Annotated in this window: 14 protein-coding genes; 12 read left to right on the top strand and 2 right to left on the bottom strand. The window is 63.5% G+C overall.

What is annotated here, in order from left to right; translation table 11 throughout:
• The first annotated feature begins 80 nt into the window (after positions 1-80).
• The 5 genes from J8I34_RS21940 (at position 81) to J8I34_RS21960 (ending at position 6,168) form a co-directional block, all read left to right on the top strand.
• On the top strand, positions 81-1,409 hold the full coding sequence (locus J8I34_RS21940; RefSeq protein ID WP_209807017.1) for an MFS transporter: 1,329 nt from the start codon (positions 81-83) through the stop codon (positions 1,407-1,409).
• A gap of 38 nt (positions 1,410-1,447) precedes the next feature.
• Positions 1,448-2,356: a dihydrodipicolinate synthase family protein gene (locus tag J8I34_RS21945; RefSeq protein ID WP_209807018.1), complete on the top strand. Its 909-nt coding sequence runs from the start codon at positions 1,448-1,450 to the stop codon at positions 2,354-2,356.
• Positions 2,356-3,864 carry an aldehyde dehydrogenase gene (locus J8I34_RS21950; RefSeq protein ID WP_209807019.1) on the top strand — a complete coding sequence of 503 codons (1,509 nt, stop codon included), beginning with the start codon at positions 2,356-2,358 and terminating at the stop codon, positions 3,862-3,864. The genes J8I34_RS21945 and J8I34_RS21950 overlap by 1 nt, the downstream gene beginning before the upstream one ends.
• A gap of 169 nt (positions 3,865-4,033) precedes the next feature.
• Positions 4,034-4,978 carry an aromatic amino acid DMT transporter YddG gene (gene yddG, locus J8I34_RS21955; protein ID WP_371748121.1) on the top strand — a complete coding sequence of 315 codons (945 nt, stop codon included), beginning with the start codon at positions 4,034-4,036 and terminating at the stop codon, positions 4,976-4,978.
• A gap of 50 nt (positions 4,979-5,028) precedes the next feature.
• Complete coding sequence (locus tag J8I34_RS21960) at positions 5,029-6,168, top strand: porin (RefSeq protein ID WP_209807034.1); 1,140 nt, start codon at positions 5,029-5,031, stop codon at positions 6,166-6,168.
• A 25-nt stretch (positions 6,169-6,193) separates the two neighbouring features.
• Here J8I34_RS21960 and J8I34_RS21965 read toward each other — a convergent pair whose 3' ends face one another.
• Complete coding sequence (locus tag J8I34_RS21965) at positions 6,194-6,964, bottom strand: IclR family transcriptional regulator (protein ID WP_209807021.1); 771 nt, start codon at positions 6,962-6,964, stop codon at positions 6,194-6,196.
• Between the two features lie 96 nt (positions 6,965-7,060).
• Here J8I34_RS21965 and J8I34_RS21970 point away from each other — a divergent pair, with 96 nt between their 5' ends.
• From J8I34_RS21970 to J8I34_RS21995, 6 genes are all read left to right on the top strand, one after another.
• Complete coding sequence (locus tag J8I34_RS21970) at positions 7,061-8,038, top strand: Bug family tripartite tricarboxylate transporter substrate binding protein (RefSeq protein WP_209807022.1); 978 nt, start codon at positions 7,061-7,063, stop codon at positions 8,036-8,038.
• Positions 8,039-8,096: 58 nt separating this feature from the next.
• Positions 8,097-8,780 carry an RraA family protein gene (locus J8I34_RS21975; protein WP_209807023.1) on the top strand — a complete coding sequence of 228 codons (684 nt, stop codon included), beginning with the start codon at positions 8,097-8,099 and terminating at the stop codon, positions 8,778-8,780.
• Entirely contained in the window at positions 8,780-9,724 is a 945-nt protein-coding gene (locus J8I34_RS21980) for an NAD(P)-dependent oxidoreductase (protein ID WP_209807024.1), read from the top strand. The genes J8I34_RS21975 and J8I34_RS21980 overlap by 1 nt, the downstream gene beginning before the upstream one ends.
• Before the next feature lie 42 nt (positions 9,725-9,766).
• Positions 9,767-10,747 (top strand): Bug family tripartite tricarboxylate transporter substrate binding protein, encoded by a 981-nt coding sequence (locus tag J8I34_RS21985; RefSeq protein ID WP_209807025.1) that lies wholly within the window; start codon positions 9,767-9,769, stop codon positions 10,745-10,747.
• Between the two features lie 43 nt (positions 10,748-10,790).
• Complete coding sequence (locus J8I34_RS21990) at positions 10,791-11,711, top strand: SMP-30/gluconolactonase/LRE family protein (protein WP_029045017.1); 921 nt, start codon at positions 10,791-10,793, stop codon at positions 11,709-11,711.
• Between the two features lie 423 nt (positions 11,712-12,134).
• Positions 12,135-12,362, top strand: a complete 228-nt coding sequence (locus tag J8I34_RS21995) for a hypervirulence associated TUDOR domain-containing protein (protein ID WP_209807026.1) — start codon at positions 12,135-12,137, stop codon at positions 12,360-12,362.
• A gap of 267 nt (positions 12,363-12,629) precedes the next feature.
• Here the strand turns inward: J8I34_RS21995 and J8I34_RS22000 are convergent, their stop codons facing one another.
• Complete coding sequence (locus J8I34_RS22000; RefSeq protein ID WP_209807027.1) at positions 12,630-14,147, bottom strand: CoA-acylating methylmalonate-semialdehyde dehydrogenase; 1,518 nt, start codon at positions 14,145-14,147, stop codon at positions 12,630-12,632.
• A gap of 112 nt (positions 14,148-14,259) precedes the next feature.
• Here J8I34_RS22000 and J8I34_RS22005 point away from each other — a divergent pair, with 112 nt between their 5' ends.
• Entirely contained in the window at positions 14,260-15,213 is a 954-nt protein-coding gene (locus tag J8I34_RS22005) for a LysR family transcriptional regulator (RefSeq protein WP_209775725.1), read from the top strand.
• Positions 15,214-15,410: the final 197 nt, after the last annotated feature.

Raw genomic sequence — 15,410 nt, forward strand, 5'->3', positions numbered from 1 at the left:
TCCCCGGACCCTTCGGTTTCATTAAAAGACTCAGGTTCCGCATTCCATCAGGGCGGCCTGGGCATTGCAGGAGACAAAGCGTGGCAAACAATGTTTCGATCGAAGACGTGCCGTTGAATAAGTTCCACCAGCTGCTCTGCGTGCGCTCCGGCGGCGGCTGGGTGCTGGACGGCTACGTCCTGAGCATCATCGGCGTGGCGATGGTGCAGCTGTCGTCCGCGCTCGAGCTGGACGGCTTCTGGCAAGGCATGGTGGCGGCCTCCGCCTTGCTCGGCATCTTTTTCGGCGGCTTTCTTGGCGGCCTGCTGACCGGGCACCTGGGCCGCCAGAAACTGTATTTCTTCGGGCCGACGATCTTCGTGCTGTGCTCGGTGGCGCAGTTCTGGGCCGATTCGGGCGTGGCGCTGTTTTTCTTCCGCTTCCTGATCGGCGTGGGTGTCGGCTTTGAATATCCGGTCGCCGGATCCCTGCTGGTGGAGTTCTTGCCGAAGAAGTACCGCGGCCCACGGCTGGCGATGCTGACCATCCTGTGGTTCGCCGGTGCCGCGCTCGCCTATATCGTCGGAAACGCGATCCTGGATAGCGGGCAGCCCGATGCATGGCGCCTGGTGCTGGCCAGCCCGGCAGCGATCGGCGTGGTCCTGGTGCTGCTGCGCATCGGCACGCCTGAATCGCCGCGCTGGCTGCTGAGCAAGGGGCGCACGGCAGAAGCCGAGCGCGTCATCAGGAAGGTCTATGGCCCGTCCTTCTCGCTGCGGAACCTGCCGGAACAGCCGCCCGAGAAAAAGGTGTCGATCCTGAGCCTGCTGCACTCGGGCTACGGCAAGCGCATGCTGTTCGTGTCGGTGTTCTGGAGCTGCTCGGTCATTCCGGTCTTTGCGGTGTATGCATTCGCGCCGACGGTATTGCAGGCACTCAACCTGAAGGGCGCGTGGGCGTCGTATGGCTCGGTGGCCATCACGCTGCTGTTCGTGGTGGGCTGCTTCATCGCCACGCGGCTGATCAATGTCATCGGCCGGCGCAGCATGCTGATCCATAGCTTCCTGTGGTCCGGTCTTGCACTGCTGGGATTGGGCGCGTTCTCCAATGGCGCGGAGATGCTGGTGCTGGCGTTTTTCGGCGCCTACGCGGTCTTTATCGGCGGTGCCCAGGTGCTGCAGCTGGTCTATCCGAATGAACTGTTCCCCACCGAGATCCGCTCCGCCGCGGTGGGCCTGGGCGCCTCGCTGTCACGCATCGGCGCAGCCATCGGCACGTGGCTGGTGCCCATCTCGCTGCAGAGCATCGGCATCGGCAACACCATGTTCGCCGCCGCCGCGGTCACGCTGCTCGGCCTGCTGGTATCGCTGGCACTGGCTCCGGAAACGCGCTCGCTCAGCCTGCAGGAAGCGGCATCGCTGACTCGCTAGGCCGCTCCTTCTCACCAACATCACTCCACGGAGAAACCATGAAATTCGAAGGCATCTATACGCCTGCCATCACGCCGTTGACGGCGGAAGGCAAGATCGACAACGCCGCCTTTGCGGAAGTCCTCGAATCCCTGATCGAAGCCAGGGTCCACGGCATCGTCATCGGGGGCTCGACCGGCGAATACTATGCGCATACGGCGCAGGAACGCCTCGACCTTGCCGCGCTGGCCAGGGAGGTCATCGGCACGCGCGTGCCGCTGGTGGTCGGCACCGGCGCTGTGCGCACCGAAGACTCGGTCGAGTATGCGAAGGCGGCCAAGGCCATCCGCGCCGACGCCATCCTTGTCGGCTCGCCGCCGTACGCGCTGCCGACCGAGCAGGAAAACGCCGCGCACGCGCTTGCCATCGACCGCGCCGCTGGCCTGCCCATCATGCTCTATAACTATCCCGGCCGGATGGGCGTGTCGATGGGCCGCGAGTTCTTCCGCACCGTCACGGCGGCGTCCGCCAATTTCGTGGCCATCAAGGAAAGCTCGGGCCAGGCGGCACAGCTGCACATGCTGGCCACGGAGTTCAAGAACATCGATATCTCGTGCGGCTGGGACGACCAGGCGCTGGAGTTCTTTGCCTGGGGCGCGCGCAGCTGGGTCTGCGCCGGCTCGAACTTTATCCCGCGCGAGCATGTTGCGCTCTATGAAGCGTGCATCATCGAGAAGGATTTCGACAAGGGCCGCCGCATCATGGCCGCGATGCTGCCGCTGATGGATTTCCTGGAAGGCGGGAAGTTCGTCCAGTCGATCAAGTTCGGCTGCCAGCTCGCCGGCCTGCGTCCGGGTGGCGTCCGCGCGCCGCTGCAAGGGCTCGACGAAGCGGAGCAACAGGCATTGCAGGCGATTGTCGCCAGGCTCAGGCAGGATGTCGCCGCGGTCGTCGGGGGGAAGGTCTGATGGCGCGGCTACTGACGGCTGCCGAATATGCAGCGATCGCCCGGGATATCGTACTGCCGACGCAGGCATTCATCGACGGCGCCTGTGTGCCCGCGGTGTCGGGCGCAACGTTCCAGACCACCAATCCCGCGACCGGCGAAGTGCTGGCCAGCATCGCCGCCTGCGACGCGCGCGATGTCGATATCGCGGTGGCGAAAGCCAAAGCCGCATTCGAGGACGGACGCTGGCACCGACGTTCCCCGGCCGAGCGCAAGGCAGTCCTGCTGCGTTTCGCCGACCTGCTCGAGAGGAACGCCCATGAGCTGGCCGTCATGGAAAGCCTCGACAGCGGCAAGCCGATCCGCGAATGCCAGAACACCGATATCCCCGAGACCATCCATACGATCCGCTGGCACGCAGAGCTGATCGACAAGATCTATGACAGCACGGCGCCAGTCGGGGCGGGCGCATTGTCGCTGGTGGTGCGCGAGCCGATCGGCGTGGTGGGCCTGGTGCTGCCGTGGAACTTCCCGTTGCTGATGCTGGCGTGGAAAATCGGTCCTTCACTGGCCGCGGGCTGCTCGATCATCGTCAAGCCGGCCAAGGAAACCACGCTGACGGCGTTGCGCGTGGCCGAGCTCGCGCATGAGGCGGGCGTGCCCGCCGGCGTGTTCAATGTGCTGCCGGGCGGCGGCAAGGAAGTGGGCGAGCCGCTGGGGATGCACATGGATGTGTCCATGGTCAGCTTCACCGGTTCGACGGCTACCGGCCGGCTGTTCCTCAGATACGCGGCCGATTCGAACCTGAAGCGCATCGTGCTCGAGTGCGGCGGCAAGAATCCCGCGGTGGTGCTGAAAGACGCCGAGAACCTCGATGTCGTAGCACAGCACGTGGTCAGCGGTGCCTTCTGGAACATGGGCGAGAACTGCTCGGCCTCGTCGCGCCTGATCGTCCATGCCGAGATCAAGGACGCGCTGCTGTCGCGCATCGGTGTCCACATGCGCGAATGGAAGATGGGAAATCCTCTCGATCCGGAGCATCGGATTGGCGCGCTGGTCAGCGAAGCCCATTTCGGCAAGGTGAGTTCGTACATCGAGCAGGCCGGCATCGAGAAACTGCGCGTGGCCTTTGGCGGCGGCACGGAAGGCGGCATTTTCGTCGAGCCGACGGTGGTCGACGGCGTGGGCCAGGACAGCAAGCTGTTCCGGGAAGAGATCTTCGGTCCCATCCTTTCGGTCACGACGTTCAACACCGTCGACGAAGCCATCGCGCTGGCGAATGATTCGGTCTATGGACTCGCGGCCTCCGTCTATACGAGCAACCTGAACCATGCGATCCGGCTGTCGCGGGAAATCCGCGCCGGCGTGGTGACGGTGAACTGCTTCGGCGAGGGTGACATCACCACGCCGTTCGGTGGCTACAAGGAGTCGGGCTTCGGCGGACGCGATAAATCGATCTGGGCGCACGACCAGTACACCGAGCAGAAGACCATCTGGATCGACGTACCGGACCACGTTGGCAACAGCTAAGTGAAAAGGCCAGCCATGCCGCGAGTCCCGTCTGGGACCGGGCATGGCGCTCGCATGCTGCCCTGGCACCGTGCAACACACGTATCATGCGCGACTCGCCGGAGCTCGCGCCGGTATTCCGTCCATCCATCGTCCCTCATAGATTCTCAGTTCCATGCAAGCAGGTTTCATCCGAAGCAAGCGTCAGGCAACACTTATCGGGTTGATCGCGATCCTGTTATGGAGTGCGATCGTCGGCCTGATTCGTGGCGTCAGTGAAAGCCTTGGCGCAACCGGCGGCGCGGCCATGCTCTATACCGTTGCCTCGGTGCTGCTCTGGCTGACGGTTGGCTTCGTCAGGCCAGGTGAATTTCCCCGGCGCTATCTCATCTGGGGAAGCATCCTGTTCGTTTCCTACGAAGTGTGCCTGTCGCTGTCGATCGGCTATGCCAACAGCGGCAGGCAGGCCATCGAGGTCGGCATGGTCAACTACCTGTGGCCCAGCTTTACCATGTTGTGCGCCATGGCGTTCAACGGCCAGAAATCGAACCTGCTGATCGTTCCCGGGTTTTCGATTGCCATTCTTGGCATTTGCCGGGTGCTCGGCGGCGACCAGGGGCTGGACTTCGCCGGCATGGCGGCAAATGTCCAGGACAACCCGCTCAGCTACGGGCTGGCCTTTGCGGGCGCGGTGATCTGGGCCGCCTATTGCACCGTGACCAGCCGGATCGCCAATGGCAAGAATGGCATCACGCTGTTCTTCGTGCTGACGGCGCTGGTCCTGTGGATCAAGTATTTCACCGGCGACGGCGGGACGATGGTGTTCAGCTACCAGGCCATCGTGTATCTGGCGCTGGCAGCTTGCGCGATGGGGTTTGGCTACGCGGCCTGGAACGTCGGCATCCTGCACGGCAACGTCACGATCCTTGCGGGCGCCTCCTATTTCATCCCTGTGCTTTCCGCTGCGCTGGCGGCCGTCATATTGCGCACGCCGCTGTCGATTGCCTTCTGGAAGGGCGCATCGATGGTCTGCGCCGGCTCGATCCTGTGTTGGCTCGCCATGCGCGGACAGCGTTCCAAGGCACCGGCTGCGCCGGAACCGGGCGCAGTGCCTGAGCGCGTCCCTGGGCAGTGAAATCGATATAGAAACAGAAACAGGACAAGAACATGTCCGCGGAGACAAAGATGAAGATTCGGTTGTCCGCTTTGCTGTGTGCGTTGTCCGCACCGGCATTCGCGCAGGGCTCGGTGACCTTGTATGGGGTGCTCGACGAGGGCCTCAACTATACGAGCAACGTCGGCGGCCACAGCATGGTGGAGATGGCAAGCGGATTTCCGCATGGCAGCCGCTGGGGACTCAAGGGGACGGAGGAGCTGGGCGGCGGCGTCAAGGCCGTGTTCCAGCTTGAGAACGGGTTCGACGTGGATAGCGGCCGCGCGTACCAGGGCGGTCTCCTGTTCGGACGCCAGGCATACGTGGGTCTTTCCAGTGAGAGCGTGGGCGCGCTCACCGCCGGCCGGCAATATGACTCCGTGGTCGATTTCCTGGCGCAGAATTCCGCGGGCGGCACGTGGGGCGGCTACATGTTTGCCCACCCGTATGACAACGACAACCTGATCAACACCTTCCGCGTCAATAACACCGTCAAGTACACCAGTCCGACGCTGGGCGGACTGAAGTTCGGCGCAACGTACAGCTTCAGCGATGACGCCAGCTGGTCGAACAACCGCCAGTACAGTGTCGGCGGCCAATATGCCAGTGGCGGGCTGGTCGTGTCCGCGGCCTTTCTCCGGGCCGACAATCCGTCGGCCACGTCCTATGGTGCGATCAACAACAGCGGTGACCAGAACCTGCTGGGCAGCAGGCTGAGGATCTTTGGCGCGGGGGCAACCTATTCCATCGGCAAGGCAGCGCTGGGAGTCGTATATTCCGATACCGATGTGGAAAATCCGCAAAGCTCCGGCTATGTCGGGCCGATCGTCCCGCCGGCGGGGTCGCTGTCTTCGCTCAGGTTCCAGAACTTCGAGGTCAACGCAAAGTACCAGTTTGGCACCGCGTATTGGGCGGGGGTGATGTACAGCTATACGCGCGCGAGCGTCAGTGCGACATCCGGCAGGCAGCATCCCGTCTACCATTCGATCGGCATGATGGCGGATTACCAGCTGTCGAAGCGGACCGATGTCTATGTGCAGGGGGTGTACCAGCACGTTGGCGGCGATGCCACCGGCACCGTCCTCGATACCGCGTATATCGCCGGCGCGGCCAATGTCTCGTCCAACCGGAACCAGCTGTTGCTGCGCACCGGGATCCGGCACTTCTTCTGAGTCGGCATCCGTCGCCCTTGCCCCGTCAGGGATGCCAGGTCGACGGTTTTTCAATCTGCATGGCGGGCCGTTGGCTGCCTGCCATCGCATACGACAGCTTGGTCGCCGCGTCGACAACGGTCTGCGCCAGTTCCAGCAGCCGCTCTTCGCTGAGGCGGGAAGTCGGCCCCGAAATGCACATCGAGCCCAGCAGGCGCCAGTGCAATCCGAACACCGGCGCGGAGACGCTGGAGACCTCGGCCTCGCGCTCGCCCAGCGACAGGTGGAAGCCGCGGCGCCGGATCGTTTCGTAAAGTTCGCCCGGCTCGCCTGAGAACGCCAATATGACCCGGCCGGGCGAGCCGCTGTCCAGCGGCAGCGCCGCCCCGATCCTGACGTGATGGCGGATGGCCTGCGGTCCTTCGACGCGGAGCAGGCAGGTGCGCTGCTGACCCTCGCGGATGTAGAACGAAGCGCTTTCGCCGGTCTTGATCGTCAGTTCCCGCAGCACGGGCTCCACCACTTCCTGCACATTGAACGTTGCCTGGTAGCACGCGCCCAGCCATCCCGCCGCGCGCCCGAGCCGCCAGCTGCCGTCTTCCTTCTGCACCAGGTAATTGTCCGCTGCCAGCGTGCGGGCCAGCCGCAGCACCGTGGTCTTGTGGATGCCGGTGCGGCGGCTCAGTTCGGCCAGCGACAGCTGCGGGTCGTTGACCCCGAAGGCTTCCAGCACGCGCAGGGCGCGCGTCACAGCGATCACGGCGCTCGGCCCCTCGTCGCCCGATGAAGCGGCCCCTGTATCACTTTTTCGGTTCATGGCACGAAATGCGGTGCACTGTGTGAAACGACATTGTATGCCGTGAAACGACCATCCACAATCCGAATCACAACGAAACCAGATTCGGAGACACCCATGAAGGCAATATCCCGCCGTGGCGTTCTGGCCCTTGCCGGCCTCCTGATGGCATGCGCCACGGCCCACGCAGCACCGCAGTATCCCGGCAAGCCCATTCGCGTCATCGTGCCGTTTCCCGCCGGCGGAGGCACCGACATCATCGCGCGGGAAGTGACCAATACCGTTGCAAAGTCGACGGGCTGGGTCTTTGTCGTGGAGAACAAGCCGGGCTCAGGCGGCAACCTGGGCGTGGACGCCGCAGCCAAGGCGCCCGCCGATGGCTACACCATCGCCATGGGTCAGAGCAGCAATCTTGCCATCAACCCCTCGCTGTATGAGCGGCTGCCGTATGACCCGCTAAAGGATCTTGCGCCGATCGGCCTGGTCGCTTCAGCGCCGCTGGTGCTGGTGACGCACGTCAACTCGCCGTACAAGACGATGAAGGACGTGATGCAGTCCGCCAGGACAAAGCCCGGATCGCTGAATTTCGCCTCGCCGGGCAATGGCACCGTTGCGCATCTGGGTGGCGAGCAGCTGCAAAGCACGGCGAAAGTGAAGTTCACCCATGTGCCGTACAAGGGCGCGGCACAGGCGGTCAACGACCTGATGGGCGGGCAGGTCGACCTGTATATGGCATCGGTGCCGACCCTGCTCGGGCATATCAAGAACAACAAGCTGCGGCCGCTCGCGGTGACGTCATCGAAGCGCGTGCCGGACCTGCCCCAGGTCCCGACCATTGCCGAGTCGGGCTATCCCGGCTTCGAGACGGCGACCTGGTTCGGCTTTGTCGCGCCTGCCGCGACACCGAAGGAAATCGTCGTGCGGCTGAATGCCGAGTTCAACAAGGCGCTCCAGTCCCCGGCGCTCGCCAGGAAGCTGAACGAACAAGGCGCGTCGGTGCTGGTTGGCACGCCCGAAGCATTCACGGCGCTGATCAGGCAGGACATCGGACGCTGGGCAGCGGTCATCAAGGCCTCCGGCACGAAGCTGGATTGATCGACCCTCGCACCTATCCCTCGCATCCACTATCTCTCTCATATTGCCGGAGTTCTCCATGACTTTGCCCAACATCATCAAATCATTCGATCGCGTGCCTGCCGACATCGTCGCGCGTGCCGCCCGCTTCCAGCCCGCCATCCTGTCGGATGTCGGGGGACGCCGCGGCGCCCTGCATGGCCGTATCGGGGCCTTGCGTCCTGCCATGAAAGTCGCCGGCCCGGCTTTCACTGTCGAAGTGCGTCCGGGCGACAACCTGATGATCCATGCAGCGCTGGCGCTTGCGCAGCCCGGCGATGTGCTGGTGGTGGACGGCAAGGGCGACCAGACCTCCGCGCTGATGGGAACGATCATGATGCATGCCGCGCGCCAGCGCGGCCTGGCCGGTGTCGTCATCGATGGCGCGGTCCGGGACAGCCTCGAACTGGAAGACATGCAGTTCCCGGTGTTTTCGGTGGGCACCAATCCCAATGGCCCGACCAAGGAAGTCGGCGGCCGCATCGGGCACCCGATTTCCGTCGGCGGCGTGACGGTGAACCCGGGCGACTATATCTGCGGCGATGCCGATGGCCTGGTCGTGGTGGAGCGCGAGAAGATCGAAGCCCTGCTCGACGCCGCGGCAAAGAAGGAAGAGGCCGAAGCCAGGCGCATTGCCCAGATCAAGGAGGGCAACACCACCGCGCCGTGGCTGATGGCATCGCTGGTGACCGCCGGTGTCCTGAAAGCGGGAGAAGCATTGTGATGAACCGGCCAGTCATTATCGTCACGGGTGCGGACCTGGCACCGGAAGCCATGGCGCTGCTGCGCGACTATCAGGTCGTATTCGCCGGCAAGACGCCCCAGGCCGCCGATCTGGCCGCGCTGGCGGCGAAGCACAACCCTGTCGGCATCATCGTGCGCTACGGCAGCGTGACGGCGGAAGTCATGGACGCGGCCCCGGCCTTGCGCGTGATCTCGAAGCACGGCACCGGCACCGACACCATCGACAAGGCCGCTGCCGAGGCGCGCGGCATCAGGGTCACGGCCGCCGCCGGGGCAAACGCCGCGGCCGTTGCAGAACATGCGCTGGCGCTGATGCTTGCGTGCGCCAAGTCGGTGGTGCAACTGGATGCGCGCACGCACGCCGGCCACTGGGACAAGGCCACGCACAAGAGCCTGGAGCTGAATGGCCTCACCATCGGCCTGATTGGCCTGGGTGCGATCGGGCGACGGTTCGCCAGGATGTGCGATGCCATCGGCATGCGCGTGATCGGCTTCGATCCGTTTGCCACGGACCTGCCGGACTATATCGAAGCGGTCCCGCTGGAAAAAATCTGGGAGCAATCGGATGTTATTTCGCTGCAATGTCCGTTGACGGCCGAGAACCGGGAAATGGTCAATGCCGGCACACTGGCACGGTGCAAGCGTGGCGTGATCCTCGTCAACACCGCGCGCGGCGGGCTGGTCGACGAAGCGGCGTTGCTCGAAGCCGTCCGCTCGGGCCACGTGGCCGCCGCCGGGCTGGACAGCTTTGCGCGCGAGCCGCTGCAAGTGCCGCATCCTTTCCAGGGACAGCCGGGCTTCGTGCTCAGTCCGCATATCGGTGGCGTGACCAGTGCGGCCTACTTCAATATGGGGGTTGCTGCGGCGAACAATACCCTGGCGGTGCTGGACCAGATGGCCGAGCCGGCGCTGGGACGGCACTAGCCCCAGTACCTTGAAAAGAACGTTCGCAGGAATAGAGACAACATGAAACACAAGTACGTCGGAGCCTCGCTGCTCCGGGCGCTGGCGCTTGCCGCGCTTGCCGCCATGTCGATGGCGGCGCAAGCCCAGGGGTGGCCAGCCAAGCCGGTCAAGATCATCGTCCCTTATCCGCCTGGCGGTGCCGTGGATGCCGTCACCCGCAAGATGGCGCAGCGGCTCTCCGAGCAGACCGGCCAGAGTTTCTATGTCGAGAACAAGGCCGGCGCGACCGGAACGATCGGCTCGGGCCAGGTCGCGCGCGCCACGCCCGATGGCTACACGCTGCTCGCCAACGATACAACCTACGCGCTGTTGCCCCACATCTTCAAGTCGCTTCCCTTCGACCCGGCCAAGGACCTGCAGCCTGTCGCGGCATACGTGTTCGCGCCGATGGGCGTGGTGGTCAAGGCCGGCGGCAAATACAAGACGCTGGCTGACCTGATTGCCGCGGCGAAGTCCGATGACACGGTTTCCTACGGATCGGGCGGGCCAGGTTCGACCCCGCATTTCGCCAGCGAAGCCCTTGGCCTCGCAGCGGGAGCGCACTTCATGCACGTGCCATTCAAGGGCGCCGGCGAAGCAACCGTCGCGCTGCTGGGCGGCACTGTCGACTTCCAGATGGCTTCCATTCCGGGCGTGATCGGGCAGGTCAAGGGCAACAAGCTGGCAGTGCTGGCCGTCAGCGGCACGAAGCGCCTGCCCGCGCTGGCCGGCGTGCCCACCTTTGCCGAGGCTGGTGTCAAGGGCTACGGTGTCACCAATTTCACCGGCTTGTGGGCGCCCAACGGCACGCCCCCCGACGTGCTGGGGCGAATCCAGAAGGAAGTGTCCAAGGCGATGGCGACGCCGGACATGCAGGCCTATGCTGAGAGTATCGGTGCCGAACCGGGCTATTGGGATGCCGGCACTTTCAGGACCGAAGTGGCCAACAGGACCGCATTCTGGGGGAAGGTTGCCCGCGGCACGGGGTTTCAGAAGCAGTAATGGCCAGCGCCGCTGCAACAGGACGATCAACGGGTGTCGAGACATGTTTCTGCTGAATTCGCCGGTCATACGTGAGGCGTCGCAGTTTTCCAGCCTGCCTGCGCGCTATCGCCATCCGCGGCGGAGCGAATGGTCCAGCGCCAACCAGGGCGGGCGCGAGGTCGATTCCTTCCTGGAGGGCCCGGTCGTCGACGATGCCGGCAACCTGTACGTCACCGATATTCCCAATGGCCGGATTTTCAGGATCGACCAGAAGGGGGATTGGGACCTGGTTGCCGAATGGGACGGCGAGCCCAATGGAATGAAGTTCCTGGATGCGGGGCGTCTGCTGGTTACCGACTACCGCAACGGGCTGATGGAAGTCGACCTGCGCGCCGGCAGTGTCCGGCCGTACCTGCCGCGCCGTAATACCGAAAGCTTCAAGGGCGTCAATGACCTGACGCTGGATTCGCAAGGAAACATCTATTTCACCGACCAGGGTCAAACGGGTTTGCATGACCCCAGCGGCCGGGTGTATCGCCTGACCCGGGCAGGGCGGCTCGAACTGCTGCTCGACAACGTGCCGAGCCCGAACGGCATCGTGCTGTCGCCCGACGAGCGCTTCCTGTTCGTTGCCGTCACCCGGGGCAACTGCGTCTGGCGCATGCCCTTGCAGGAGGACGGCAGCGTATCCAAGGCCGGGCAGTTCTTTACGTCATACGGCCCCAGCGGGCCGGACGGACTCGCCATGGACATCGATGGCCGCCTCCTTGTCGCCAATCCGGGCCTTGCCTATGTCTGGGTGCTCAATCATCGCGCCGAGCCGGTCGAGGTGATCCGAGGCACCCCCGGCCACTCGCTGACTAATGTCGCCTTTGGCGGACCGGATGGAAGCACGCTGTATGTTACCGACTCCACCGCGGGCGAGATTCTGCAGGTTGGCATGTCGGTGCCCGGCGTAAGACCCCGGCACCTGGCCGGGTGAGCCGGACACGACGGTATCGCGGCGCGGGACTGGACGCGCCAGCCAGCATTTCATCGGGTTCCCGGTGAAGCCCTGCAGCCAGGCGCCCACGCCGGCGCTCTGCCCTCGCCTGGGCGCGCGGACCACGGCGTCACAATCGGCCAGCCTGGCACGCGCCGTGTTGCCGAGGTAGCCGCCGCGCTACTTAAGCAATCTCTTATGCGCTGCGAGAGCGCCTGGCACATGGTGCGGGCGAAATGCTGGCGGCGGAGGGCTATCAACGCACCGGGTTCAATCCCTTCGCACTGCCAGCATGAGGCGCTGGCCTGGATCGCCGTGCAGGGTAGGGCGAATGAACCTTCATTCTCGACTATGGGGGCTAAACTACTTCGGAGGTCAGCGCAACGGATCTCGCGCCACACGAATGATCCAAGGAGTCTTGAGATGACGAAGCGATTCAAGGTTGGGGAGCATGTCTCCTGGAATTCTGAGGCAGGCCATGTTACGGGGACGATAATCGCTGTCCATACCGAGGATTTTGACTATAACGGGCATAGGCATCGCGCGTCGGAAGACGATCCCCAGTACGAGATCAAGAGCGACAAGACCGACCACATCGCTGCCCACAGGGGAGCCGTCCTTGAATTGGCGCCACGCAAGGGCAAAGTGTGACGTTCCCGTTCAGCACCATCGGCCATTCGAACCAGACACACGAGCAGAGACTCAGGCTCGTGTTCAGGCGATAACAGTCCTGTGCGGACCGCTCCCAATGCAGTTTTCAGCCTGGGAGCGGACCGCCCTTCGCGGTGCGTTTCGATAACGGTGGAGATGAATCCGTTGTACCGACAGCGGTTGCTACTGGCTCGTTATGTGAGCCGCGCTAGCCGGGACCATTGAAGTTCCCCGTGGATGAGCTTTCGACGGATATGGGTCTTGTCGTTACTTCGCCGTCGGCATCGCAAACTCGGCGCCCTTGCCGATGCTCTGCGGCCAGCGCTGCATGACCGACTTCTGCTTGGTGTAGAAGCGAACACCTTCTTCGCCATATGCATGGGTGTCGCCAAAGAGACTACGCTTCCAGCCACCAAAGCCATGCCACGCCATCGGCACGGGAATCGGTACGTTGATGCCGACCATGCCGACCTGGATGCGGCGCGAGAACTCGCGGGCCACGCCGCCGTCCCGCGTATAGCAAGAGACGCCATTGCCGAACTCGTGAGCGTTGATCAGGGAAACGGCTTCAGCGAAGTCCTTGACACGAACGCAGGCGAGGACTGGCCCGAAGATTTCCTCCTTGTAGATGCGCATCTCAGGCGTGACATTGTCGAACAGCGTACCGCCGGTAAAGAAGCCTTCCTCGTGGCCAGCTACGCGCAAGCCGCGACCGTCGACGACCAGGCTGGCGCCTTCCTCAAGACCCAGGGCCACATACCCTTCGATACGCTCAAGCGCTTGTCGGGTAACGACGGGGCCCATTTCCGAGGTGGCGTCCATACCGTTGCCGATGACGAGGTTGCGAGCGCGCTCGGCAACCAGAGGGACGATCTTGTCAGCGACCTCGCCAACCAGCACAGCGACGGAGATCGCCATGCAGCGTTCGCCCGCGGATCCGTAGGCAGCACCGATGAGCGCATCCACGGCTTGATCGATATCCGCATCCGGCATTACCACCAGATGATTCTTCGCGCCGCCCAGGGCTTGGACGCGCTTGCCGTGATGGGCTGCGCGTTCGCTGATGTACTGGGCGATGGGGGTCGAACCGACGAAGCTTACCGCGCGCACTTCCGGGTGTTCAATCAGCGCATCGACCGCAAGCTTGTCACCTTGGACGACATTGAACACGCCTTTCGGCAGGCCGGCTTCCGCGAGGAGATTAGCCATGAACAGGCTGGCGCTGGGGTCCCGTTCACTCGGCTTCAGCACGAAGGTGTTCCCGGCGGCGAGCGCAATGGGGAACATCCAGCAAGGAACCATGCAGGGGAAGTTGAAAGGGGTGATGCCCGCGACGACGCCCAGCGGCTGGCGCATGGTCCAGTTATCCATGCCGGTGCTGACTTGATCCGTGTAATCACCCTTAAGCAGTTGCGGGATGCCGCAAGCAAACTCGATGATATCGATGCCGCGGGCGACTTCCCCTTGGGCGTCGCTAAATACTTTGCCGTGCTCGGCCGTGATGATTGCCGCAAGCTCGTCGCGGTGCTGGTTCATCAATTGCAGGAAGCGGTTCATGACCCGTGCGCGGCGAATCGGCGGCGTTTCGGACCATGCAGGGAAAGCTGCGGCGGCAGCTGCCACAGCAGTGCCCACTTCGTCCACGGTCGCCAGCGCTACCGTCCGCGCGGCCTTGCCGGTCGCAGGGTTGAAGACATCCTGTCGGCGCCCGCCATGTCCCTCGACATTGGAACCGTTGATGTAGTGACCAACTTGGCTGGCGTCGGTGTAAGGGGCCGAAGTCATGCGTATCTCCTGGGGTTGCGTCATGAACATGGAGGCCAGTGTAGGGTGACTTGTCGACCCCGGCTACGGCCTTTGGCTTGACACATCGTTTAGCAAACTAAACAATCTACGCATGGAAAACGTCGATAAAGAAACCCGTTGGGCGCATCTTTATTCCCTGGTGATCCTGGGAGAGCTCGGAAGCTACACGGCTGCAGCGGAGCGATTGGGGGTCACGAAAGGCTCCATGAGCCAACGCATCGCGGAGCTGGAGCGCGCGGCCGGATGCGCCCTGGTTGTGCGTACCTCGCGCAGCGTGCGGCTGACAGAGGCAGGCCAGGGCCTGGTGGATTCCATGCGGGGCGCCTTCGAGGAAATCGCACAAAGCTTTGCGAGTGTCAAAGACCATGTCGGCGAGCCACGAGGGCTTCTGCGTGTGACTGCGCCAGTCGCGCTTGGGCGCCAGCAGATAGTTCCTCGCATCCCGGAGTTCCTTCGGCGCTACCCGGAAATGCGAATTGAGCTCGAGCTGTCCGACCGCTTCACGTCCCTGGCGCAAGAGGGCTTCGACCTGGCAATACGGCATTCCTCGACTGCGCCGGACACGCATGTCGCATGGTCACTGTGCCGCACACATTCCGTGCTGGTGGCCACTCGCAACTACTTGCGCCGTCACGGTACGCCTGGGCAACCCGAAGACCTTGCAGCGCATACATGCCTGCACTATTTCCGACGTGGCGAGACTCCTACATGGAGCTTTGAGTCGGTCCGGAAGAGTAGTGCGGCAACCCGTCGAAGCGTGTCCATTCGCGGCAGTTTCGCTGCGAATAACAGTGAAGCGCTTCGGGAGGCGGCAGCCGGCGGTTTGGGCATAGCGTTGCTGCCGGATTTCACCGCTCAGGCAGATCTGGCGGATGGGAAGCTCGTCAAGGTCCTTCCTCAATGGCGACCCGTGGGATCCTTTGGCGACCAACTGTTCGCGATCCGCCCCTACAGTCCTTACTTGCCCAGGACTGTGCGTGTTTTCGTCGACTATCTGCGTGCCGAGTTGAGCGCTGGCTTCAGCACGGAGTGCGGGACAACCTGACCCGCCAGCCAACGGAAAAAGCCGCTACGCAGGCACCATCCAGGGTTGCGCTGACGACTGGCATGTCAGAGTGAGGGCGCCGGTGGCCTGGATCGCCTTTACATCCTGATCGGCAATCCAGGCGCAAGGCCAACCTCAGATCCGCTCAAAGATGGCGGCAATGCCCTGCCCGCCGCCGATGCACATCGTCACCAGCG

Source organism: Cupriavidus phytohabitans (assembly GCF_017815025.1).
In the GTDB taxonomy this organism is placed as follows: domain Bacteria; phylum Pseudomonadota; class Gammaproteobacteria; order Burkholderiales; family Burkholderiaceae; genus Cupriavidus.